Consider the following 24,569-nt stretch of genomic DNA (forward strand, 5'->3'; position numbering starts at 1 on the left):
TTTTCAATTTCACGAACTCCATCCATTAAATGTTTAAAACCGTAAGTAATGCCCAAAGTAATCATATCGGTTAGTATGCTGATTTTGCTTATGGGCATTTCATTTTATCCAGATTTTAATTAAATGTATAGTCACTTTTGGACCGGCGGAAAACATCAGTTTATTCTGCCGGCCGTATGGCGTTTGTTTTTGTGATTCCCGAAGCGGTTTTTGCATGCTCCGGAAGAGTTATAAAACAGGTCAGTACGGCGCTTAAAAAGTAAAGCCCGGCCAGTATCCATACTACGCCTTCATTCCCGAGCGAGCCGATAAACAGTCCTACAATGGCCGGGCCTGCAAAAACCGCAAGACCGGCTCCCAGGTTTAATATGGACATGGCTGCTCCTTTGTCTTTTTTGACCAGGGAAGGGACCAGTGCCGACAAGGGGACATACCCGGCTAATAAAATGCCCCACAATATGCCGCATAGCATCACCGGCCAGAAACTGTTTCCGAACAGGACCGGTGAATAAAAAAAGAGCAGCGTACTGATCCCGCAACCCACACCGCCGAACCACAGCACCGTATTACGCCATCCGAACAGGTCGCCTATAAAGCCGAAGATCAGGTTAAAGGCAATATTGGCGGTAAAGATCGTTCCCCAGATCTGGAGCCATTCCGTGGTGGTAAAGCCATACCCGGCCAGATAGGTGGGAATAAATACCGGAAAGGCAAACTGGGCAGTGGTATTAATGATACGGACCACTCCTCCGACAAGGACTTTCGGTTGCTCCGTGACTATGGTCAATCCTTTTATCAATTCCTGTCTCCTGGTGTTTCGCTTTTTGTCGTCGGAACTTTTAAATTTGTCTTTGTTCATGATAATAGCAAAGAATGCCCCGACCAGGACCCAGAAAACGGAACTCCATAAGGTGTTCAGATAACCGAGCTCCCTGATGGCCCAACTGGAGTAATAGGCTCCGAGGACATTCAGCCCTCCTGTAAAGACAAACCAGAACCAGCCTACGGCGCTTCCCAGCTTCTTCCGGGGGCTGCGATACGTGATCCATACCAGGAACGAATACGCAAAAAGCGGGTAACCGAACCCCCTGATAGTATACATAAAAAGCATGATACCGTAATCCAGGTCGGGAAGACCGTATCCTACAAAACCGATCGTTCCGAGAATATAAAGTACAACACCCGTTAACATGGTTCTTCTGGGACCGAACCCTTCCGCCAGTACGCCGGAGAACCAGGAAGATACGGCAATGGCAACCCCGTACATGGTAAATAGGGTAGCCGAATACTGCATGGATATTCCCTTTTCGATCAGGTAGGGGCTGAGCCAGCCTTGTTCCACACCGTCTCCCATCATAAAGATCAAAACTCCCAGGTACCCCCAGGCGAGTTGTTTGGGCGGGCCGGCCTTGTTCCACAATGATTTCAAAGAAAGTTTTGGTGGTTGATTATAAAACATAAGTTATGATTTAGTATTTCATTCTTTTATTTTTTGGGTTTTCCAATAATTGTATTTGCTGCTTTTCTCCGGGTATAGCATTTTGATGGCTTCGGCAACTTCGGCAGGGCGATCGGTTTCGATAACATCCGCCCCGTCTTCCAGGATTTTCCGGTACGCATCCACACGTTTTTCCATTTTATCGTAAACAGGTGCAGCGCTCACCATGATCATCACACCCCTGCGGTGGAGCAGGTCGTACAGTTCTTTGTTTGCTTTCGTACTTTTTGCCCCTACATAAGCTATCAGGACATTTTCCCATGGAATACCTGCCTCTTCATATGAGGCCAGAGCTTCTTTGGTCTTTACGAAAGCAGAAAACATGCTCCGGTTGTCGAAGTCGTAAAAGAACCGGGCTTCATCTGCATTATGTACCGTAAAGATCACATGCGGAAAGGCATTGTGTTTTTTTACCAGTTCCGCTTTTGTTCTTAAGGGCACGTCCTTGACATCCAGGTTGATCAGAGTTTTTCCCTTACTCCATACGATGGCATCTTCGAGGGTAGGGATGGCATAAGGTGTGATATTACCTTCCGTATCCTTTAACCGGAACTTTTTAATCTCATTACGGGTATGATCCCTGAGTTTGCCTTTCCCCGTAGTGGTGCGTTCCAGGGTTTTATCGTGCAGCAATACCGCCTGGTCATCTTTGGTCATACGGGCATCTATTTCAAAAATGGCCGGGGTTTTACTCAGGGTGTATTCCAGGGTAGCGATACAGTTTTCCGGGTAACCGGCCCGGGCTCCCCCGCGATGGGCGCTGATGATGGGAAATACGTTTTCCGTATATTGAAAATAGGCCCTGGTGTCCGATACTTCTTCAAAGCTCAAAGTGTTTATCTCCACGGTTTGTGCACGCGAACAAAAAGACACGAGGAGAACTGCAAAAATGGAAACGGATTTTAAATACATTTTTATTTGTGTGAGGGGTTATTTAATATCGATTGTCAATTCATTTTCGGTTTTTCCCGTTTCAGAAACCAGGATATTGTTTTCGGTGAGCCGAATCAACCTCCAGTTTTCCGTATTTTTAACAAGGGCATCGGTTTGTACCTGGATAATTTGATTATGCGTACCTGCCGGGATTTTTTTAACAATACTCTTATGGTGGTGCCCTCCGACTATTAATTTGCATGATGGGTTTTGAGCAATGACCGTATAGAGCTCATTGTTTTTATACTTTTCGTCTTTTGTACCGAAGGGAATATGCATAAAAATGATCTCGATATCATTTTCCGATGCATTCAGCTGATCTTTCAACCAGTAAAGTTGTGATTTATCGAGATAAGGAACTATCCTTGTTTTATCCTCCGGTGAAAACTGGTAAAAACTGTCATCCAGAAAAATGAGCCGATAATCGGTTTGCCCCGCACTGACCATTTTGCTGTAATAGGTCCCATTACTAAAGCAGGGAATATTTTTGATCCATAAAGACCGTGCACGACCAGAATGATTCTGATTGTGTAAAAGTTTATAGTCCCGGCTGTTGTCCCAATCAAATGTAAAAATGTCGTGATTGCCCAATGTTAACAGGACGGGGATCTGATAGTCGTTGAGCAATCCGGAGAATTCTGCCGGCTGAATATCTATTGTGGTGCTGTCCACGGTTTTTGATTCAAAAAAGTCGACCAGGTCTCCCGTAGCAACGACCATGTCACTGTTTGTCCTGTCCGGTATGGTTTCAAGGAAATTCCTCAGACGGGTTTCACCCATATCATATTGCTTCTTTTTCCTGTATTCCATCATCTCGGGGATATAGGCATACGGATTGAAGATCACGTGAAGATCGGAAATATGAAGAATTGACAGGGTATCTTTCTGGGCCGGTACATTTCCATTCATCAGCAAAAAAGAGAAGATCAAAACCGTCCTTACTATTAATGGTATTTTAATTTTTTTCATGTGTTTAAGGATTGTTTAGTCGGTTTTATTAGTTTCTTATGGCGAAAAGATTTGGGAACGGACCCCTCGTATAAAGTTAATCCAGCAAAACATCCGCGGATACGAAATAATGGTCGCTCGGGTACCTCCCGTCAACATGGTCCCGGATGATGGCGGCATCCTTCACCTGCCATCCGGTCCCTCTGGTGTAGATAAAGTCGATCTTACGGCCTTTATCTTTTTTCTCATATGTATCGCCCTTGAACAGATGCACCGTATAGCCGGGCTCCGCATTGCCATGAATGGCAGCATACGTATCATTCCAGGCGGCATTCCTGATCATACGATGCACTTCGTTTTTTGCACTGGAATTGAAATCTCCCGCGAGTATCTGGGGAAAATCGGGCGGATATTGCGTGGCTTCGTCCGTCACTACCCTGATCTGGCCTTCCCTTGCCGGTTGGCTTTTATGGTCCAGATGGAGGCTTACCACCCGGAATTCCCGGGAGCTCGCCCGGTCTTTGAGCCGCACCCAATTAGCATTCCTGGCCCTGGCCGAATTCCAGGAAATGCTTCCGGCTTTTAGCGGCGTTTCGGAAAGCCAGTATTGCCCGGCCGCCACCAGTTCGAACCTTGTATTGGAAAATGCGATGGGGTTCTTGGCTATGCCGTGGTATTCTCCATCCGTATGGACATCCATTTCCGGGCCTTCGAACCCTATAATGGTAAAGTCCGGGAAAGCTGTTTTGAAATCGCTGTTCTGGACTTCGAGGACTTCCTGTAGGCAGATAATGTCCGGTTCGTGATTTTTAAGAATATCGAAGAGCAGTTCTTTCCGGCTGTCCCAGTCGTGCCCTTTGTCTGCATCTGAAGACAGGGCCACCCTGATATTGGCGCTGATCACCTTAAAGGCGGTCCTGCTTTCCTGGGCAGAGACGGAAACGCAGAACATCAGCAGGAGTATTCCGACCGGGATCAGACATAAGCCCCGGTGTTTTGTTATGTACAACTTCATAATGTTTGCCGGTTTAAAGCGATTTCTTCATTCAGGTAAGCCCCTTTTTCCAGGAGTTCTTTTTGTACGAGGCGGACATCAAGAGTTGAGGGTAATACCCCGTTGCGAATGGCGAGCTTTGCGGCTCTCCCGGCGGCTTCTCCCATGGCCATGCAGGGTGCCATGACCCTTATGGCGGACATGGCTTCGTGTGTCGTGGAGATGGCCCTTCCGGCCACCAGGAGGTTTTCGATACGTTGTGGCACCAGGGAGGCATAGGGGATGTCATAACAGTCCCCGCACCAGGTCAGGGTACAACCGCCGTCGTGGGGATGATGCAGGTCCAGCGGGTAGCTGGCTACGGCAATGGCATCGTCGAACCGCCTGCAGCCGAGCACGTCTTCACTGGTCATTACATATTTGCCCACGATCCTCCGGGTTTCCCGGATACCGAGGAACGGTGCCATTTTGGTAAAGAATGCCTTTTCGAATCCCGGAACGTATTCTATGAGGTATTTCTGAATGTCCCTGATCTGTTCCCGGCCTTTGACTTCCCCGTAGGTCAGGTCTTCCGGTTTTGTGCCGTCCACACCGTGTACGCTGGACATATTGATCCATACCTCGCCTTTCCGGAGCCCCGTGATGATAATAGTCCTTTCCGTATTGAGCGTAAATCCTTCGTTGCGGGCCTTGTTCATCAGGTCGCGGAGTCCCACGACGATGAACTGGTGGTTCTGCCCGAAGTATTCCGCAGGTATGAAATCGGTGAGGTAGGTGCGGTGTTCGTTGGCGATGCTCATCCGCAGTTTCTCTGTATCCACGCCACCCATACAGAACATGAGGGTAGGGGGCTGCATCCCGCCTTTTTCATTGCCTTTTTCGCAGGGAACACCGGCCCGGAAAGCAACGTCGGCATCACCGCTGCAATCGATGACCGTTTTGGCGAGGATGGCTTCCCTTCCCGCCTTGCTTTCTATGATGATACCTTTCATCCGGTCGTTTTCCACAACGGCATCTACAAAATAGGTGTAGAGCAGGACATCCACACCGCTTTCCAGCAGCATTTCCAATGCCGTATTTTTTACGGCTTCGGGTTCTACCAGGGTGATGCTCATGTGCAGGGGGCAGGGGCGGTGTTCACTGGCAGCATCCTGTGCGGCCAGCCTGTCGATGAACTGCTGGGGAAGGCCCTTGATGATCTGGTTGCCCTTTTGCCCCAGGAATCCCAGTACGGGAAGGCCTATGGTCATATTTCCGCCCAGGAAGCTGCGGTTTTCAATGAGTATGACCTTTAAGCCGTCTTCGGCTGCGGCCTGTGCGGCTGTAATTCCCGAAGGCCCGCCACCTACGACAATGATATCTGCTTCCGTTCTTATGGGGATCTCTTTTCCTTTTTCTGTTATATATTTCATAATATGTCAGTTATTTAGTTTTTATCAGGTGATAATGTTGTGTTTGGTCTTTTTCTTTTGATACCAGAGGATAACCGAGCCCAAAAGCATAAGCCCTATGCTGAAAGAGAGTACAAGCACCGCTTTTTCATCACCTGACAGGGCTATCAGTGCCATAAGTATGGCTACAATAATGGAAGACCATGCACATAATCTGGCAGGCAGGGCAGAAGCATTTGACGATATGCCCTCCGTATATGTTTTCCGGCTATGTTGTACTTTGTCCCAGCCAGGGTTGGTTTCTTTGCTGAAAATCTCACATATCACCAGAAGTAATAAGGGTAGCAGGGTTCCCACGATGACTTCTGTCAGGCGTTCATGTCCCTGTACGACAGAGGCCATACCGGAGAGGAAGGCGAGTCCTGTAAGGAATCCGCCTTGTTGAAAGCCAATCCTGACGGTCAGGCCCAATACGATGCTTGTTATGGTTACGGTCCATGCCGTACGGATACCGATTTTCCTTGAATACAGCCCCCAGATGGTCGGTAGTACTAGAGGCCCGGTAAGTATGGCCACGGAAGCCAGGATATAGCCGGTATAGGTGCCCAGGGCGGGAATGAGCAGTGCCCCGGCTATGATGATCGTGCCGAGAAGCAGGGTAAAGGTCCGGCCGGCTTTTACGAGTTCTTTGTCAGTGGCATAGGGCCGGAAAATACGCTGGTAAAATTCCGTGGTAAACGCCCCGGCAAAAACATTGAGCTGGGTAGTGGCCATGCTTGCTGTTGCCGAGCACATGGCGGCGATCATCAGCCCGAGCATGCCTGCCGGAAGGACCTCCTGACTGGCGAGGATATAAGCCTGTTCATAATCTGCATCCGGATTGAGAACACGGTAGGCCATAGGAGGGATCATCCAGATAAAAGGGCTGACAATGTAAAGGATTCCGAAGAGATAGGTTGCTTTTTTGGCATCCTTGCTGTTCGGCACACATACAAACCGTTGAACATAGGCCCATTCGCCCCCGATCTTAAAGAAAAAGACCACGCTCCAGCCCAGTAGAAAATACCAGGAGAACTCACTGTTGACCAATTGGGTAAAGCCGCCCGGGGCGGAGCGGAATAACTCCGAAGGCCCGCCGATTTTAGACAGGATCAGGGGCACCACGATGAGCACGGAAGCTGAGAGAATAATAAATTGCAGGGCATCGGTCATCAGTACGGCCCATAGTCCGCCTCCGAAAGTGATAAGAATTACGAGAGCACAAAGTATCAGGGAAGTAAAAGTAACTGAAAGGTACCCGGTTTCCGGGTCGGCAAGCAGATGTCCCCCCGGCAGGGGAACGAGTGCTGTGATCACTACGGAAAGGGCATAAACGGCCCCGCCCATGGTAAACAGTCCTACCAGTCCCTGCAGAAGGGTATAAAAGTGCACCAAGGACTTGCCGAAGCGGTCGTTGAGGAATTCTGCTGCGGAGACGTAGCCGAATTTTTTCCACCTGGAGGCCAGGAACCAGCCTGCAAACAGGGCGGCAATACCGATAACCGTAAGGATGGAAACGCTTACCATGCCGAAGCGGTAGGCTATACCGCCCCAGACCACAAAGGTGCCTGCCGAGAAGGTGGTCATAAACGACGAGAGACCGGAGAGCCACCAGGGTGACTTTCCGGCCGCAGCGAACATTTCGCTGGTGTTTTTCAAACGGGAAAAAATGCTTCCCATTCCTATAAGGCCTATAAGGTATATGACTAATACTACAATATCTATTGTATACATATTTTGTTTATGGGTTCGTCATTCTTTTATTCTGGACATTTTCCAAAACCATTAAAAATAAGTTTTAAATCGAAACTTATCCTGTGCTTAATAGCCGGGGTTTTGTTCCAATGCCTCATTGGTTAAAATATCTATATTAGGTATCGGAAACAAGTAATCCCGTGACGGATTAAAATTCCTGGTTTCCACATGCCTGAGATCAGCGCCGTTCGGTACGTTGGAATAATCGGGTGTTCCGTACTCGTCGATCTCCGGTGTACCGCTCAGAAATTCGTTGGGAATCCTGCCCAGGAACGGCCCGGGCATAACATCTTCGGCGATCCTCCACCGCCGGATGTCAAATAGCCGGAGCCCTTCGTTAGCCAGTTCGTATTTGCGCTCCTTTCGCACTATGGAACGTAGCTCTTCCTGTGTTTTACCTGGTGCTATGGGCGGCATGTCCACACCCGGTCTCTGCCTTACCTGGTTTATCGCATCGTATACCGAATCATCCAGTTCGCCGGCCTCGATCTTTGCTTCGGCATAAATAAGCAAAACTTCGGCGTAACGTATCAGGATGATATTGATATGTGAATTCGTATCATCGGGCATGTCTTCAATGTCCGTATATTTTCTCCACAAATATCCCGTATATGTGGCATAGGCATGGGAGGCATCTATATTGTTAACCCTTGTCGGCGGATTAGTATTGTAATTCCAGACCTTTGTGCTGTCGTCATGGGTCTCGAACTGGTATCCGAATAAGACCGATCCCGGGAGAACAACAGTCTCATACAAGCGTGGGTCGCGGTTCTCAAACGGTTTTTCCGGGTCGTACAGTCCGGACTTATCAATGGGGAGTCCGTCGCTGGCTTCGTAGGAGTCCACAACGGCTTGTGAGGGGACTTCGTTGGAAACTCCGCCTGCCAGACGGGAGGTCAGATAGTTGGCTGTTGCGTGGGTCATGACTCCCCTTAAATATTGCAGGGAGAATATGATCTCGTCAGAGGTCTGACCGTCATAGGTAAAGAGTTCTCCGAAGTCATGGTGTAATTCATAACCCAGGTCCATCACTTCCCTGGCGGCTGCGGCGGCAATATCCCATTTCTCATTATACAAAGCGGTTCGGGCCTTTATGGCCAAAGCTGCTCCCTTGGTAGCCCTGCCGTGGTAGGCATCATCGCCATACCGTTCCGGGAGATCCGAAGCTGCTTCGGTCATTTCCTGCATTACGAATTCCGCGACTTCGTTTTTAGGGTTCCTGGGCACCTGGGCTTCTTCTATGGTTTGGGTAGCTGTTATCAGGGGAACATCACCAAAAAGTTCGATCAGGTAATGATAGCACAACGCCCTGATAAAACGTGCTTCGGCCCTGGTCCGATTATATGTTTCGGCAGAGATCTGATCTTTCAGCTGGTCGATATTGTCCAGAAGAAAATTGGCACGGCCTATCGCCTGGTAGAATTCCCTCCAGAATATGAGAACAGAACCGTTGTCACTCTCATGGCTGCCGTTTCCGATATGCTGCATTTCATGATTGCTCCTGTTCCAGCTAAGGTCCGTTGTGACATCCAGTATAACCGGCCAGGGACGGCTTGATTTCGGATTGAAATTCAGGGCCTTGTAAGCGCCAAACAGTCCCATCATCAATTCGTCTTCGTTGCTGTAAAAAGTTTCCGAAGACGGCCCGTTCAACGGGTACCTGTCCAGATACCCGTCACTGCAGGCTGCCAGGCAGGATACCAGACCGGCTGCAAAAAACCAAAATTGTATTTTTTTAAACATTTTATGCAATTTAAAAGTTAATGTCCAAACCTATATTGTAAACTTTTACCTGCGGGTATACATCCCCTCTGCCTATCGGGGCTTCCACATCATATCCTTTCCAGAAATTATCAATGGTAAACAGGTTCTGACCGGTAGCATACAGTCGTATTTTGTTCATTCCTATTTTCGCTGATATCTTTTCGGGAAGGGTATAGCCTATCTGGATGTTCTTTAGACGTACATAAGAAGCGTCTTTCACCCAAAAGCTGGAGTTCTTTTCATTGTTCGCCTCGCTGATGGTGAGGCGGGGAAATGCGGCATTGGTGTTTTCGGGGGTCCAGTAGTCCTTGTGCTGCTCCTGTACCGTTCCGCCGTTAAAAAAGGGCATGATGCCCTGCTGGTACAGATATCCGTCTGCCTTTCCCACGCCCTGAATAACAGCATTGAAATCGAATCCTTTATAGGCGGCATTCAGGATGGCCCCGAAGGTATATCTGGGGATGGTGCTGCCAATAATCACATTGTCGTCGTCATTGATGATACCATCCCCGTTCTGATCTTTGTATTTGATGTCGCCGGGAGCCACATTACCGAATTGTGCGGCATGGTTCTCTATTTCCTCTTCCGACTGGAACAGGCCAAGTGATTCCAGGCCCCAGATAGAATTTATGGAATGACCTTCCCGGCTAACAGTCAGTCCCGTACGGTTTACCCCTTTCAGGTCTACCACTTTATTTCTGACATCGGAAATATTGAGGTTGACATCAAATTGAAAGTCTTCAATGGTTTCCCGGTAGGTAACACCGACTTCCCAGCCTTTGTTGGTCACCACACCTGCATTCTGGGTAGGGGCGGCCAGACCTATGGTCAGGGGGATATTGAGGTCGTACAGGATGTCCCTGGTCTCCCGGGAATAGTAATCTGCGGTAACAGACAATTTGGAGAACAGTGTAAAATCGAGACCGAAATCGATCATTTCGGTGGTTTCCCAGGATATTTCGGAATTGGCCATGGTATTTAAAGCGGCTATGTTCACAATTTCCTTGTTAAAGCTATACGTACCGATATCTATCGAAGTCGTAAAAGGGTAGTTCCCTATATCCTGGTTGCCCAGCATTCCCCACGAGCCTCTTAGTTTCAGTTCGGTCAGGGTATTTTTTAATGGCTGCATAAAACTTTCTTCTGAAATTCTCCAGCCTACGGATACCGAGGGGAAAAAACCGTATTTGTTGCCTTTGGAAAAACGGGACGAACCGTCGTAACGACTGTTTATTTCCAGCAAATACTTTTGTTTGTAATCGTAATTTATTCTTCCGAAGAAAGATTGCAGGGCCCATTCTGCTTCATTTCCTGAATTCTGCTGGTTCAGGGCGGACCCGGTGTCCAGTACGGGATATTCCGGCAGGGGAAAGTCATCCCTGAATGCGGAAAGGTACTTATTCTGATAATCCTCGCGGGATGCTCCCAGCAAGACTTTGAAATTGTGATCCCCAAACGTTTTATCGTAGGTTGTCGTGACACGGAGGTTATTGTAAAGTGACCTGCTGACCTCTCTGGTCAGTGTACTTCTGGCCGGGGATGTATTGGCCACGGTTCCGTCGGGATGATAGGTATCTATGGCGCCGTAAAATTCGTCATTACTGTATTCCGCAAACCTCGGGGCTATGGTAAGCGAAAGTTCCAGGTCGTTGACGGGCCTGTAGTTAAATGAGGAATTGATCTGTATCCTGGGGTAGCTGCTGTTCTTCCGGAGACCGCCCGTTCTGCTGAAGGCAATGGGATTGGCCCCGTTCCAGCCTTCACCGTAAGATCCGTCCAGGTTGATCCCCGGTTGATTTGCGGGGATTCGGTTCATCCAGTGAAATACGCTCGAAGTGCTCCGTCCCGGTTCTTTTGTCTCTTTGGCCAGGAGCTGCAGGTCGATACTCATATCAAATTTCTCGGAGAAATTTATATCCATGTTGTTCCTGAGGGTCAAACGGGTAAAGCCCGAGTTTTCAATGATCCCTTTTTGGTCGAAATAGCCGAAAGAGGTCATAAACCTGACTTTACCTCCGCCGCCGCTAACCGTTACAAAGTGGCTGTTCATCAGCCCTGACCCGGTAAGGACCTCCTTTTGCCAGTCGGTATTGGGGTATGTATCGGTATCCACTCCTCCGTCTGCAATATATTCCCGGATCAATTCTTCCGGATACAGGGGCTCCCTGCCCGTATTTACGTAAGCCACATTGGTAAGCCTCATATGGTCGATGGCATCGACCATATCCGGGAGATTTGTGGGGTCCTGCCAGCCTACATATCCCTTATAATTTATGGCGAGCTTGTCACTGTCAGATCGTTTTGTAGTGACCAGGATTACCCCGTTGGCGGCCCTGGAACCGTATATGGAAGCCGAGGCTGCATCCTTTAATACGGAAATGGATTCTATATTATTCGGGTCCAGGTCATTGAGATTTCCCTCAACGCCGTCTATCATGACTAGGGGATTGGCACTGCTCAGGGTTCCGATCCCCCGGATACGTATGGCTCCGGCATCACCCCCGGGCCTCCCCGAAGATTGTGTTACCGTAACACCGGGAGCCAGTCCCTGTAATGCGGCCGAAGCCTGTCCTACGGGCCTGTTGGAAATATTCTGATCGGAAATTTCCGAAACCGAGCCGGTCAGGTTCACCTTTTTCTGTTTGCCGAAGCCTACTACAACAACCTCGTCCAGGGAGGTGAGGTCGGGGGTCAGGGTAACCCCGATCTCCGAGCGCGTTCCGACGGTCACTTCCTGTTTGGTATATCCCATAAAGGAAAACACCAGTACGGAACCATCCCCGGGTACTTTCAGGGAAAAATTACCATCAAAATCAGTGGCGGTCCCCGTAGAACTGCCTTTGATAAGTACAGAGACTCCGGGGAGCGGTACGCCTTCTTCGTCTTTTACACTTCCGGTTACCGTGCGTTCCTGTGCAAATCCCGGCACAGCGAACAGGCATAGCAGGAACATGAAAGAAATTTTCAGCGATTTTTTCATAGTTCTGGTTTGTTAGCGATGATTGTGTTTAGTTATTTAATTAAGGTTCTTTAATTATACAGGGAGGTGGTAAATTTGCTGTCTTCGTCTTCTTCCAGGATGTTGGCGCCCGGTCTCGGGGCAAAGGTGCGGATGCTCAGGGTCCCGTTGGCCAGGTCGAACCGCATGATACGCATGAGCCCGTTTCCACCGTTCCGGTCATTTTCGGTATAGGGCGGGTTCCTTCGCGACTGGTAATCGCAGAGATAGGATTTGATGACATGGCCATTGTATTCGTCCCTCCTGAAGCCTTCGCCCGAGACATGTCCTCCCAGCATGAGGAATACGTTGTCGTGATGTTTCATTCGTTCATATATGACCTCGCCCTGGTTGGAGAAAGAACTGGCTACACTGTTGTTTCCCTGTCCGTCAATGATATCGCTGTTGCTGCCGGAAGGTTTCCGGAGCAGGCTGTGGCTCACCACGATGACCTTGTGACCGGGATGGGCCGATATGACCTGGTCTGCCCAGTCCATGACGATGGTCTCGCGGCTGGAACTGTAGAATTCCTGGCCGGGAGAGTTGAATTCCAGGTATATGACGAGAAAGGATTGTCCGGCCGCCGTAAAAATATCATAGTGGTTGTCATTGTTATTGGAACTGCCTTGCGCACCGCCGTACCAGGGGAAATTCTCCATGCGGTCTCTTCCGAAATAAACACCGTAACCGTGTGCGGTACCGGGGGAGGACGGGTTGCCGTAAGGCGTCTGGTCGTGGTTGCCGACAGCTATACCGTAGGGAATATTGTCTTCTTCAAGCTTGTAGAGTTCTGTCGAGGCGCGTTGCCATTCCACATCGTTGTCCGTGCTGCCGTGGTCTACTACATCGCCCAGGTGTGTAACGTAAGCAATTCTGGAGGTTTCCCGGTTGCGGCGTATCCAGGCGATCTGTTCGCGGAACATATCCATGGTGCCGCCGTGTTTCAGGGCCGTGTAATATTGGGTGTCCGGAAGGACGGCGATCTGGAAAAAAGTGTCTTCGGCACTGTTGGCCGTCACCATTTCTTCACTTTGGACCGCGGATTCGGGGTCGTCGGGAGCTTCGATGTGGTTACAGGCCGGGAAAAAGAATACTGCAAAGGAGAGCAGCAGCAGTTGTAGCACGTTTCGTGTTTTGCGGTAGACGGTCAGTCTGGTTTTCATAATAATAGTGTGTTTTGATTGGACTTTTGATTTTCAATGCATAAATATTTCGGCTTTCAAAAAGACATGTATCTTTGCTTTGGGTATCGCAAAGTAATGAAATAAAATTAAAAATAACATAATTAAATATAATGAAAGTTGTTATTTTAGTATTTTAAATGAAATAAAACATTAATAAAACAATATGAAAGTTAATAAATGATTAAACACGGTGGTGATTTAAACATGTTATGTTAACTTAGAGTTAGCTTTTGCCCCTTTGTGAAACCTTTTGTAATTATTATTAATTTTATATTAAATCAACTGTTTAAAATAGGAAGTATGGATATTACCGATAGACATGAAATGATCCTTCAGAAACTCAAGGAAGAGGGGCGGGTAAAGATCAACGATCTCAGCGCTTTGCTTGATGTTTCCGGGGTTACTATAAGAAAGGATCTTAAAATTCTGGAAGACAAAAAGTTATTGTTCAGGACGCATGGAGGGGCTTCTATGAGTAATCCTTATATGAACGAACGTACCATTGATGAAAAGGAACACATCAATGCCGAAGCCAAACAAAAGATCGGCAAAGTGGCGCTGAACCTGATTAAGGACAACGATTCGATCATTATCGGGTCGGGGACCACGGTATATACTTTTGCCAATATGCTGCACCCTGCAAAACCGCTTACGGTGATCACTCCTGCCGTAAAGGTGACCATGGCCCTGTGTAACCGTCCCAATGTGGAGATCGTACAGCTCGGCGGGATCATCAGGCCCAATTCTTCTTCGGTAGCGGGGACCACTGCCGAAAACACGCTGGGGGAGATTTCTTCCGGGATCCTGTTTCTGGGCGTGGACGGAATAGATCTCGATTTCGGTCTGTCCATTACCAACCTGGCGGAGGCTTCGCTGAACAAGAAGATGATCGAGTCGGCGCAGGTATTGGTCGTACTGGCCGACAGTTCCAAATTCGGGAAAAGGGGACTCGGTAAGGTATGCAGCCTGGAACAGGTACATTATATAATAACAGATTCCGATGTGCCCTCCGGAGTGGTAAAAGCTTTGGAAAGCAGGGATATTAATGTCATAATTGCTAATTAAAGGATTGTCTCAGTTTAATCCTTCAAGCGGGATTTTATGGTGATACTAATGAACAAACGGCTCTGTTTGCTCCCCGGGCCACAAATGCACGGGTTGATAGCCACCGGAAAAAGAGAGCAGGAGATTGCTTCTACAGGAGTAGTTTGCAGTTCATCCAAAGCTTTTCACAAAGATCAGTATGAAGTTCCGGCCGGAGCAACTACCTTTGCCGATCAACAAGTCAGTGAAGCATTAAGAAATATCAGTTAAATATGACCAGAGTTGTCGTTACAGGATTAGGAGCTGTTACCCCTTCGGGAAATACGGTTAAGGAATTTTGGGAAAACAGCGTTGCCGGAAAAAGCAGTGCTACGAAGATCACCCGTTTTGATGCATCGCAGTTCAGAACGCAGATTGCATGCGAAGTCAAGGATTTTGCACCGCAAAAATACCTGGACCGGAACGAGATCAAAAGGAGTGATCTGTTTACGCAATATGCACTTTATGCGGCAATGCAATCCTGGGAAGACGCAGGGTTGCGTGTGGATGAAATGGACCCTTTCGATATCGGGGTGATTTGGGGAAGCGGGCAAGGAGGTATGATTACTTTCGAAGAAGAAGTAAGAAATTACGTGGAAGGTGATTACCGCCCGCGTTTCAGCCCGTTTTTTATTCCCAAGTTATTGGTGAACATGGCTTCGGGTATGATTTCCATGAAATTGGGGTTGATGGGGATTAATTATACACCGGTTTCAGCCTGTGCCACTTCCAATACCGCTATTATGGATGCATATAATTACATCAAGCTCGGTAAGGCAAAAGTATTTATAACAGGTGGTTCGGAAGCGGGAATTTCCCCGGCTTCCATAGGAGGGTTCTCTGCTTTGAAAGCTATGTCCAAACGAAATGATGACCCGGAAAGGGCGAGCAGGCCTTTTGATAAGGATCGCGATGGTTTTTTAATGGGAGAAGGGGCCGGGGCACTGGTCCTGGAAGAATACGAACATGCCAGAAAGCGCGGCGCTAAAATTTATGCCGAAGTGGTGGGTACGGCAATGACTGCAGATGCCTATCATATGACATCTCCGCATCCGGAAGGAATTGCCGCGGCAAAATCTATGCAATTGGCTTTAAAAGAAGCAGGTTTGTCTCCGGAAGAGGTCGATTATCTGAATGTTCATGCCACATCTACGGGCCTGGGGGATATAGCCGAACTCAATGCCGTCCAAACGGCATTTGGTTTTTCCGGGAATTTGCATATCAGCGGGACCAAATCCATGACAGGACATTTACTGGGAGCCGCCGGGGCTATAGAAGCTATTCTTTGTATCAAATCCATCAATCATAATATCATTCCGCCTACCATTAATGTGGAGGAACTGGACGCAGCCATTCCCAAAGAATTCCGGATCGTGACCAATAAGGCCCTGGAAAAAGAAGTTACAGTGGCTATGAGTAATGCTTTTGGTTTTGGCGGACATAATTCTACGGTAGTATTCAAAGGGATAGAGGGAAATCTTTAAGGAAGATTTACGATCTTTTTTGGGGCTTGCGGCCTTGATGGAAATACAGTAAGTATTGCAAATACCGATAATCTTACTTTTTTCATCTAGGCCCCGGTTTACCGAAAACGGTTTATATTAGAATTTATGGAAATACACGGTCTTTTTGTTTACAAATTCCTGTATTCCATCCATGGATAATTCACGGCCATATCCGGAAATTTTAGTGCCTCCGAACGGTAAACGGGGATCACTTTTTACGAGCTCATTAATGAATACTGCTCCGTCATCAAATTGAGGGACCAGTTTCTTTGCGCGGTGGAAATCTTGTGTGAAGAGGGAGACGCCCAGCCCGAATTCACTACGGTTTACCAATGCAACGGCCTCTTCTTCGGTTTCGAACACCGTTATTCCGATAACCGGGCCAAAAGTTTCTTCTTTAAAAATAGACATTTCGGGAGTTACTGCCCCAACTACGGTTGGTTCGAAATACGCTTTTTCCCTTTTTCCTCCGATTAATATTGCGGCACCCTGTGCAACCGATTTGTTTAATTGATCTTCGAGTTCCCCGGCAAGGTCTTCGCGTGCCATGGTCCCGATATATGTTTCTTCGTCCATGGGATCTCCGCTTTTCAGTTCGCGAACGGCGTGCAGGAATTTTTCCGTAAACGCGTCGGCGATGGGCCTGTGCAGGAGCAGTCTTTTACCCGCAATACAGCTTTGTCCGGTATTCTGGTACCGGGCCTGGATGCAGGTTTTAACCGTTTTGTCGATATCACAGTCATCGAAAACTACCAGGGCATTGCTTCCTCCCAGTTCCAGTACCGATTTCTTGATTTCCCTGCCTGCCGCGGAAGCTACGGCACCTCCTGCGGGTTTACTTCCCGTAAGGGTAACTGCTTTTACTTTCCTGTTCTTAATAATATTTTCAACCTTGTCACTGCCAATGGGAAGGTTGGTAAAACATCCTTCGGGAAAACCGGCTCTTATAAACACTTTTTCAATATTTGCAGCACTTTTCATTACGTTGCTGGCATGCTTGAGTACGCCTACATTGCCGGCCATCAATGCGGGGGCGGCAAAGCGGAAGACCTGCCAGAAAGGATAATTCCAGGGCATAACGGCCAGTACAACTCCTATGGGTTCATAACTGACATAACTTTCTTCTGCTTCTGTGTGAATTATTTTGTCCGCCAGGTGCTTTTCCGCTTTTTCGGCGTAATATTCACATACCCAGGCACATTTTTCCACTTCCGCCACAGATTGGCGTATGGGTTTACCCATTTCTGCGGTTATGGTTTCCGCATACTCTTTTTTGTTCTTTTTCAGTTCCCGGGCGGCAGCCAGCATTAATTTGCTCCTTTCCGAAAACGATAATGTTTTCCAGGAGCCGAATGTATGATCTGCCTTATTAATAGCCTCTTCGACCTGTGCCGAAGTGAATTCTTCGGTATGGTAAATTTCTTTCTGGGTATATGGGTTTATGGAACGTAACATGGCCTGCTTTTTTATTGAACTACAAGTTATTTTTCTGTTCTTGAATAGTGGTCATTAACCGAACAGAAGAGGATATGTCGGTCCTATCAAAGATAGGAATATATAAAGAGTAAATAAAGGTATGCGGGCAAAAACCGGTATGGAATTCCTTTTCCGTAAGCTCTTAGAGGGGGATATGTATAAATTTTTCTTAAAACGTTGATATGATATGGCCTGACCATTATATTTTTTTAAATTAATAGTGATTAACATTTAAAACTACGAGTGATGGCAAAAGATCATGGACCACAGATTAAGGATGATGAAAAATATGAGAAACTCAGGGAAGAGGGCATGAGCAAGACCAAAGCTGCCCGGATAGCCAATACCCCGGATTCCGGTGAAAAAGGCGGTAGGGCTAAAAAATACGAAGAGCGCTCCAGGAAGGACTTATATGAGAAGGCAAAACAGATCGGGATAAAAGGCCGGAGTAAAATGAATAAGAAAGAACTGATAAAAGCGCTGCGAAATTCAAAATAAAAATATCTCCTCGACAAGATGTAAATGAACTAATATAAGTGAATTGCAGAAATGGGGGACAGAAGGGGTTCTGCAGCCAGGCTTTCTATGATCCGTTTGAAATTATCTTTAAAAATTTATCCCTTCCTTCCCTGATCTTAAATTCGTTTATTTCTTTTTCGGACAGATATTTGGTAAATATGATCTCCATATTGGGGATAACGTTACCGTTTTCATCAATTTCTTTCTCGTCATTTTCCTTCTTCAACAACTTTAATCTTATTTTGACCAGATCATGTTTCGGGACTTTTTCGGGATAAATATCTTCGTACCGTTCGATCTTAAGTGCCCTGGCAGCTTTCGCCAGCATCCTGTGGTCCATTTTTTGAGGGTGTTTCGGATCTTCTACATTGCGGAAATAGCTCTCCGATTCACCTATGGTACAAGATAAATCCTGCTGGCTCATACCCGATAATATCCTTTTTTCCCGAATATTTTGGGTGATGTAAAAATCTATTTCAGAAATAATTATCTCTATTACCATTACCTGATTATTTCTAAACCGTAAACTCAATATCAGCGTGAAAAGAAGATTGCGGATATATTGAGAATAAGCCGGTTCCTGATTATATTTGACAAAGCATATCCGTTTCCGAAAGTGAAAAAACTTGCATGAGAGCAGGAATACTTCTCTAAAATACTGTTTTATATTTACTTTTTTCTATATCTCATCATTAAATATAGCATAATCCCGTTCAACATAAGCGAAGTCCCGTTAGTCAGGATAATGGGAATATCTTTTTTAATAATGCCATATACCGTCCATAGCGATAGTCCTGTTACGAGAATGATGAACATCAACGGAGAGATGTCTTCCACTTCTTTGTTTCTCCAGGATTTCTTTATTTGCGGGATCACGGCAATTGTCGTACAGACGCCGGCAACTAATCCTAAAATAATTATATAATCCAATATGTTTTACTGTTAGCTACCGATTAATTCTCCCCCGTTAACATGTATTATCTGACCCGTAACATAGCTACTATCCCTGCAAGCAAGAAAAACATAGGCAGGGGCTACTTCGCTCGGTTGTCCCGCTCGTCCCAGAGGGGTATGTTGCCCGAATTCTTTAACACTATCAAAAGTAGCCGGTATTAAAGGGGTCCAGATCGGCCCCGGGGCTACCCCGTTAACCCGTATATTCTTTTCTGCGAGCATTTTGGACAGTGCACGGGTAAAACTTACTATAGCTCCTTTGGTACTGGCATAATCCAACAGGTGCTCACTGCCCCTGTATGCGGTAACGGAAGTCGTATTAATGATAGAAGCTCCTTCCTTCAGATGAGGCAGGGCTTCTTTAACAACAGAGAAATAGGGGAAAATATTTACTCCGAAAGTTTCCTGTAATTGTTTAAAGCTGATTTCGGAGATACTGCTTTTAGTAAATTGCTTAGCGGCGTTATTAACAATAACATCCAAACGGTTAAAAGTAGAGATACAGTGCCGTACAGCTTCTATACAGAATTTTTCCTCAATAAGATTCCCCCTGATGAGTAGACACTCCCTGCCTTCTTTTTCTACAAGCTCTTTGGTCATCATGGCATCCTTGTCCTCTTCCAGGTATACGATACACACATTTGCACCTTCGCGGGCAAAATGTACTGCTATACTCCTCCCAATACCGCTATCCCCCCCGGTGATCAGCGCCACTTTATCTTCCAGTTTTCCGCTTCCCCGATAGCCTTTTTGTATGATTTCAGGTTGCGGATGCATTTGATGTTCTTTCCCCGGCTGGGATTGGCTTTGTTCCGGAAATTTGTCGGGTTTATTATCCATTTTCTTAAATTTTGGAATGCTGTTATGCATGGTATTTATATGTTTTTTCGCTAAAACCTGAGTTCTTTTTTTAAGAACTACTTTTCCATTTCAGCGACTTCTCTTTCCCAAAAACGATGTTTGGAGACCCCTTCTATAAAATCTTCTATTTTGCTGTCCAGGAAAATTCCTTTTTTCAACGCATCATTCCCTTGGGGGAGGTCCGGCATCATACTGCCGGGAAAGGTCTTTTCCCATACCTCTTTTGCCGAACCTTCAATAGCAATAGCTTTACAATGTTTATAGGATTCATTTATAAAATGAATAGCCTCCATATTCTTTTTAAGTTCATCAGTACTTTGTTTGCCGGCAGGAATGTAAACAGCATCAAAAAGAACAGAGGAAGTTGCTATAAAGCTACTGTCAATCTTTATTTTTTCTCCTGAATCGGTTTTTAACATACCGGAATGAGGGGCTATTACCTGAACATTAGCACCCTGGCTTTCCAGGTTTTCCCTCGCATTCCGGATGGCATTACCGTCAACTCCATCTGCACATAAAAAAGCAATTCTGCGGGAAACGATGAAGGAAACAGGGTTTTTAAGCATGCTCAGTGCTTCGGAAGATTTGATTTTCTGTTCTACATAAACAGGTTCGAATTCCTCTGCACCGGCATCCGCAGGGACTCCCTTGTTGATTGGTTTTTCCGGTTCGGGAGGGGAGTCCATACCTAGTCTGGCAGCCACTTTTTCGGAAAGTTCATGATCGACCTGGGTAAGAAGTCCCACCATTCTTTCCCGGATCCTCTCTCTTTTTACTTTTCCCAGTTCAAAACTGAAAGCATCTATCATATGCTTTTTTTCTATAGGCGTCTGGCTGTTGTAAAACAGTGTGGCCTGGCTGAAAAAATCGGAGAAACTTTTACTCCGTGTACGCACTTTCCTTCCTTCTATTTTTTCTGTATATGTGGTAAATCCTCCTTCTCTCATTTTAGCCTGAAAAGGACAGCCCCCTTCTATGGAATTGGGATGGTAATGATTTTTTCCTTTATTGATCTCTTGCCGCATAAAGCCATCCCGCTGATTGTTCAGGGCTGAAGAGATGGGACGGTTAATAGGAATCTCATGGAAATTCGGGCCGCCTAAACGGATTAATTGAGTGTCTAAGTAGGAAAAGAGCCTTCCCTGTAGCAGGGGATCATTGGTGAAATCGATGCCGGGTACTATATTCCCGGGATGAAAAGCTATTTGTTCTGTTTCCGCAAAGAAATTATCGGGATTCCTGTTGAGTACCATCTTCCCGATCCTTACCACAGGTACCAATTCTTCCGGAATAATTTTGGTAGGGTCCAACAGGTCAAAATCGAATCGGTCCATGTCCTCTTCGGCAACCATTTGTACCCCGAGTTCAAACTCCGGATAGTTTCCGTTTTCGATGGCTTCCCATAGATCCTGCCGATGGAAATCCGGATTTTCTCCTGAAATTTTTTGGGCTTCGTCCCACAGAACTCCGTGTACGCCCAGTAAAGGTTTCCAGTGAAACTTTACAAGTGTTGATTTTCCCGCGTCATTGACAAAACGGAAAGTGTGCACTCCGAATCCTTCCATCATCCTGTAACTCCTGGGTATCGCCCTGTCGGACATGGCCCACATGATCATATGGATAGATTCGGGCATTAATGAAATGAAATCCCAGAAGGTGTCATGAGCTGTGGATGCCTGGGGTATCTCATTGTCCGCTTCCGGTTTTACCGCATGGATTAGGTCCGGAAACTTCATGGCGTCCTGAATAAAAAAAACAGGAATATTGTTCCCCACCAGATCGTAATTTCCTTCGTCGGTATAAAATTTAACTGCAAATCCTCTTACATCTCTTGCAAGATCAGTGGATCCTCTGAATCCTACCACTGTAGAAAACCGTACGAAAACAGGAATTTTGGCATCCGGATCCTGCAAAAAGTCTGCCTTGGTTACGGCCTTCATCGGTTCATAAACCTGGAAATAACCATGGGCCCCCGCTCCCCGTGCATGGACAACCCTTTCCGGTATGCGCTCATGATCAAAATGTGTCATTTTTTCCCTGAACATAAAATCCTCCATCAGGGTAGGGCCTCTTTCTCCTGCGGTTAGGGAGTTTTGGGTGTCGTTTACCCGAACCCCCTGGTTGGTGGTTATAAATTTATCCTTTTGCTGATTTTTGTGTTGCTCCAGCTGTTCTGTTTTACGGTTATCTTTCTTTTCTTCCATGGCACTGAATTTTATAAATGCTTTTTATGAATAATTCCCGGTTTGAAAATGATAACGAAATGTCGGTTTAATAAATAAAATGTCTTAACTCAATGAAGTAAAAAATTAATTCAAGAAGTTGCTGACGGATTGAAATACGGGTGAAAACGGATCGCATTATTAGTTAAATCGATACAGTTAAAAAATGAAGCAGGATCAACCTATCTTCGTGTTATGCATAAAATTGATGTCATGGAAGCCTTTTATTATCTGGACAGCGAAGCCAAGCCGGACGGGAACCACCTTGTCCATACCTTTGCGTGTACAATGAAAGAGAAGCCTTTTCCGATTAAATTAGGCTGGCAAAAGAACTCACAATCAGCGCTTAAAAAAGCTACTAAGTATTACGAGCACGTTAAATTATGTGACAAGTGTACGGGAAAGACATAAAGAACATGCCCCGGCCGTACGCTCAGATGAGAGAGGGGGGAACTAACATTAAAGTTAAAAAGGACAAATGAATATATTTGAATTAATCATAACGGCAATTGTAAGTACGAGTGTGATGACGCTATTCAGTTACAGGTACGCACGGGCTCGTTCTTCTCAATTCAAAGAACCCGAACTACTGAACCTGTTAGTGAAAAATTCGGGAATTATCCCCCTCTCTCCCTCTAAAAAAAATATCCTGGGATGGATACTTCACTATGCCATAGGTTTCTTTTTTGTCCTGATTTTTGAAATCCTGTTAAGTACAGGCATCGTTGATTTTTCCCTGGTCATATGTGTTGTCTATGGAATTGTCATAGGGGTTATCGGTGTATGTTCATGGTTGTTCATGTTTTCGCTTAATAATGATCCACCTAAAATAAGATTCAGCGAATTTTATGTCCACCTGTTATTGGCACACCTCTTTTTTGCTGTTTCCATGGGATTAATGTATATCCTTATAGCATCCATAACTAACAACACGGTTATCATTATGAGATGATATGTGGTCGTGGTGGTAGAGGTACAGACGAGGTAGCGGAAATGCTTCTGAAATTTACTGTCTGTCCGGGAGAAATGACACTGCTTTAAGGCTTTACGAATGTAAGGGAGGTTACCTTCAGCGAATCTGACGTTTGCTTTTCATTGTTAAAAGAAACCCAGGCTGTTTCCTTGGATTGTGCGGGTACGTATTTTAATTCCAGGGTAGCTGTTTCGGCTGACTTCCCGTTTTGAAAAAGACTCAATTGAATATTTACTGCTTCTGCAGTTTTATCCCCGGTATTTTCGATTTCTACTCTATAGGTATATCCTGGCATGGAAGGTTCGTATTTGCTGATAACGAGCAGGTGCGGAGGTGCATTTTCATTTGTTGCCAGCTGATATGTCAAATCGCCGATCAGGGTTACGAGAATAAGTACTCCCAGAAAAAAGGATATTTGCTCTATACGGTTATATTTTCTCTGAACCTGTTCCATATTCTTTTTTTATTTGATCAATAATCTTCCTGCCGAAGCGCCTATCAGGCCGGGAATAGAAAGTACTATAACCTGGGCCAGGAGAATATCAAAACTACTGTTGAAACTACTTCCTGTTCTTCCAAAAAACCACAGGAAGATAACAGAAATAAAAAGCGCTGCGGAATAGGCGATCATAATGTGTAACGAAATTTCCCGGAGCCCTCCTTTAGCCGCTTTTGAATTCTTGAAATCACTGTAATACAGGATGACAAAGCTCAGCAATAAAGAGGTGAGTACCATGAGGAGCAAATGTATATTTTCACTCACGACGGCAATCTGCAATATCTCTTCCGTCGGGGCTACCGATGAGGAAAAGAGTGCCGCTCCGCAGAAAGAGAGGATCCACAATTGCAACGGGTCCTGCTTTTTGTCACTTTCTTTATCCTCTTTATCCTCTTTATCCATCCCGGTATCTCCTTTATCTTCCTGTCCTAGTTGAGCGGTCCCTACGGAGATGCCAATAGCTACAATCATGGATTCTACAATGACTTTTCCTATCATCTCATCAAAAGACATCTGAAAATTGATTTTGTTTATGAGAAGCAAAAAAAGAAAGGTAACCACAAAAGCAATCCCGATTTCTTCCACCGATTCCCTGAAGACTTCCGAATAACTGCTGTCCTCCCTCATGCCGGCATACCTGTTATACCCCAGGAGCAGGATAAATGTTACCCCGATAAAAGCCAGCAGTTTTTCCGGAGAAGCTAAAAATCCTATCCACCAAAGCTCCATGGTGTAAAGGAGCGGCAGACTGAAAAGGAGGCCCCCGATAATTCCTCTGCCATACTCTTTTATTGTCTTTATCTCCTGTATTTTTGTCATTTTCTGTGTTTAAAGCTTTATGTCCCATCTTATACGGACAACTTCCTGTATTTTAGCCTTTGGCTTACTCTGAAGGGCAGCAATATAAAAGGAATGGTCTAATTAACAGAGGAAAATTTGTTCGCTCAATCATCTTAAAACCATATGTGTTTTT

21 protein-coding genes are annotated in these 24,569 nt (G+C 46.1%); 5 read left to right on the forward strand and 16 right to left on the reverse strand.

All coding sequences use genetic code 11. The features are described 5' to 3' along the window. Positions 1 to 160: 160 nt before the first annotated feature. The 9 genes from ED312_RS10375 to ED312_RS10415 form a co-directional block, all read right to left on the reverse strand. Positions 161 to 1,459 (reverse strand): MFS transporter, encoded by a 1,299-nt coding sequence (locus ED312_RS10375; protein ID WP_206363245.1) that lies wholly within the window; start codon positions 1,457 to 1,459, stop codon positions 161 to 163. An 18-nt stretch (positions 1,460 to 1,477) separates the two neighbouring features. After that, complete coding sequence (locus ED312_RS10380) at positions 1,478 to 2,410, reverse strand: glycerophosphodiester phosphodiesterase family protein (protein WP_123215943.1); 933 nt, start codon at positions 2,408 to 2,410, stop codon at positions 1,478 to 1,480. Between the two features lie 18 nt (positions 2,411 to 2,428). Continuing rightward, positions 2,429 to 3,400 (reverse strand): metallophosphoesterase family protein, encoded by a 972-nt coding sequence (locus tag ED312_RS10385; RefSeq protein WP_123215944.1) that lies wholly within the window; start codon positions 3,398 to 3,400, stop codon positions 2,429 to 2,431. Between the two features lie 76 nt (positions 3,401 to 3,476). After that, positions 3,477 to 4,394, reverse strand: a complete 918-nt coding sequence (locus ED312_RS10390) for an endonuclease/exonuclease/phosphatase family protein (protein WP_123215945.1) — start codon at positions 4,392 to 4,394, stop codon at positions 3,477 to 3,479. Beyond that, positions 4,391 to 5,785 carry an FAD-dependent oxidoreductase gene (locus ED312_RS10395; RefSeq protein WP_123215946.1) on the reverse strand — a complete coding sequence of 465 codons (1,395 nt, stop codon included), beginning with the start codon at positions 5,783 to 5,785 and terminating at the stop codon, positions 4,391 to 4,393. Before ED312_RS10395 ends, ED312_RS10390 begins: the two co-directional genes overlap by 4 nt. 24 nt (positions 5,786 to 5,809) lie before the next feature. Beyond that, positions 5,810 to 7,537: a sodium:solute symporter family transporter gene (locus tag ED312_RS10400; protein WP_123215947.1), complete on the reverse strand. Its 1,728-nt coding sequence runs from the start codon at positions 7,535 to 7,537 to the stop codon at positions 5,810 to 5,812. Positions 7,538 to 7,624: 87 nt separating this feature from the next. Further along, entirely contained in the window at positions 7,625 to 9,301 is a 1,677-nt protein-coding gene (locus ED312_RS10405) for a RagB/SusD family nutrient uptake outer membrane protein (protein WP_123215948.1), read from the reverse strand. Between the two features lie 10 nt (positions 9,302 to 9,311). Continuing rightward, a complete protein-coding gene (locus ED312_RS10410; RefSeq protein ID WP_123215949.1) occupies positions 9,312 to 12,302 on the reverse strand; it encodes a SusC/RagA family TonB-linked outer membrane protein in 2,991 nt (996 codons plus the stop codon). 50 nt (positions 12,303 to 12,352) lie between these two features. Further along, positions 12,353 to 13,483 carry a metallophosphoesterase gene (locus tag ED312_RS10415; RefSeq protein ID WP_123215950.1) on the reverse strand — a complete coding sequence of 377 codons (1,131 nt, stop codon included), beginning with the start codon at positions 13,481 to 13,483 and terminating at the stop codon, positions 12,353 to 12,355. Between the two features lie 321 nt (positions 13,484 to 13,804). On the opposite strand from ED312_RS10415, the gene ED312_RS10420 reads away from it, so the two are divergent. From ED312_RS10420 to fabF, 3 genes are read left to right on the forward strand one after another with little or no spacing between them, the layout of a single operon-like run. After that, on the forward strand, positions 13,805 to 14,569 hold the full coding sequence (locus ED312_RS10420; RefSeq protein WP_123215951.1) for a DeoR/GlpR family DNA-binding transcription regulator: 765 nt from the start codon (positions 13,805 to 13,807) through the stop codon (positions 14,567 to 14,569). 36 nt (positions 14,570 to 14,605) lie between these two features. Beyond that, the gene (locus tag ED312_RS23590) at positions 14,606 to 14,818 is read left to right on the forward strand and encodes a hypothetical protein (protein ID WP_148044273.1); all 213 of its coding nucleotides are present in this window, start codon (positions 14,606 to 14,608) and stop codon (positions 14,816 to 14,818) included. Between the two features lie 2 nt (positions 14,819 to 14,820). Then, positions 14,821 to 16,071 (forward strand): beta-ketoacyl-ACP synthase II, encoded by a 1,251-nt coding sequence (gene fabF, locus ED312_RS10425; RefSeq protein WP_123215952.1) that lies wholly within the window; start codon positions 14,821 to 14,823, stop codon positions 16,069 to 16,071. Positions 16,072 to 16,188: 117 nt separating this feature from the next. Here fabF and ED312_RS10430 read toward each other — a convergent pair whose 3' ends face one another. Next, entirely contained in the window at positions 16,189 to 17,547 is a 1,359-nt protein-coding gene (locus tag ED312_RS10430; RefSeq protein ID WP_123215953.1) for an NAD-dependent succinate-semialdehyde dehydrogenase, read from the reverse strand. 267 nt (positions 17,548 to 17,814) lie between these two features. Here ED312_RS10430 and ED312_RS10435 point away from each other — a divergent pair, with 267 nt between their 5' ends. Continuing rightward, entirely contained in the window at positions 17,815 to 18,066 is a 252-nt protein-coding gene (locus tag ED312_RS10435) for a DUF7218 family protein (RefSeq protein ID WP_123215954.1), read from the forward strand. A gap of 85 nt (positions 18,067 to 18,151) precedes the next feature. Here ED312_RS10435 and ED312_RS10440 read toward each other — a convergent pair whose 3' ends face one another. From ED312_RS10440 to ED312_RS10455, 4 genes are all read right to left on the reverse strand, one after another. Next, positions 18,152 to 18,589 carry a helix-turn-helix domain-containing protein gene (locus tag ED312_RS10440; RefSeq protein ID WP_123215955.1) on the reverse strand — a complete coding sequence of 146 codons (438 nt, stop codon included), beginning with the start codon at positions 18,587 to 18,589 and terminating at the stop codon, positions 18,152 to 18,154. A gap of 167 nt (positions 18,590 to 18,756) precedes the next feature. After that, positions 18,757 to 19,017: a SemiSWEET transporter gene (locus ED312_RS10445; RefSeq protein WP_123215956.1), complete on the reverse strand. Its 261-nt coding sequence runs from the start codon at positions 19,015 to 19,017 to the stop codon at positions 18,757 to 18,759. 12 nt (positions 19,018 to 19,029) lie between these two features. Further along, positions 19,030 to 19,881, reverse strand: coding sequence for an SDR family oxidoreductase (locus ED312_RS10450; RefSeq protein ID WP_123216006.1), 852 nt, complete (start codon positions 19,879 to 19,881; stop codon positions 19,030 to 19,032). 77 nt (positions 19,882 to 19,958) lie between these two features. After that, entirely contained in the window at positions 19,959 to 22,106 is a 2,148-nt protein-coding gene (locus ED312_RS10455) for a catalase (RefSeq protein WP_123215957.1), read from the reverse strand. A gap of 496 nt (positions 22,107 to 22,602) precedes the next feature. Between ED312_RS10455 and ED312_RS10465 the strand changes: the two genes are divergently transcribed. Further along, positions 22,603 to 23,076: a hypothetical protein gene (locus ED312_RS10465; RefSeq protein WP_123215959.1), complete on the forward strand. Its 474-nt coding sequence runs from the start codon at positions 22,603 to 22,605 to the stop codon at positions 23,074 to 23,076. A gap of 85 nt (positions 23,077 to 23,161) precedes the next feature. Here the strand turns inward: ED312_RS10465 and ED312_RS10470 are convergent, their stop codons facing one another. Together ED312_RS10470 and ED312_RS10475 are read right to left on the reverse strand one after the other, a co-directional pair. After that, positions 23,162 to 23,551, reverse strand: a complete 390-nt coding sequence (locus ED312_RS10470; protein ID WP_123215960.1) for a hypothetical protein — start codon at positions 23,549 to 23,551, stop codon at positions 23,162 to 23,164. Positions 23,552 to 23,560: 9 nt separating this feature from the next. Further along, positions 23,561 to 24,415: a TIGR02587 family membrane protein gene (locus ED312_RS10475; RefSeq protein WP_123215961.1), complete on the reverse strand. Its 855-nt coding sequence runs from the start codon at positions 24,413 to 24,415 to the stop codon at positions 23,561 to 23,563. Positions 24,416 to 24,569 lie beyond the last annotated feature (154 nt).

Origin of the sequence: Sinomicrobium pectinilyticum, assembly GCF_003725735.1 — a bacterium.
In the GTDB taxonomy this organism is placed as follows: domain Bacteria; phylum Bacteroidota; class Bacteroidia; order Flavobacteriales; family Flavobacteriaceae; genus Sinomicrobium; species Sinomicrobium pectinilyticum.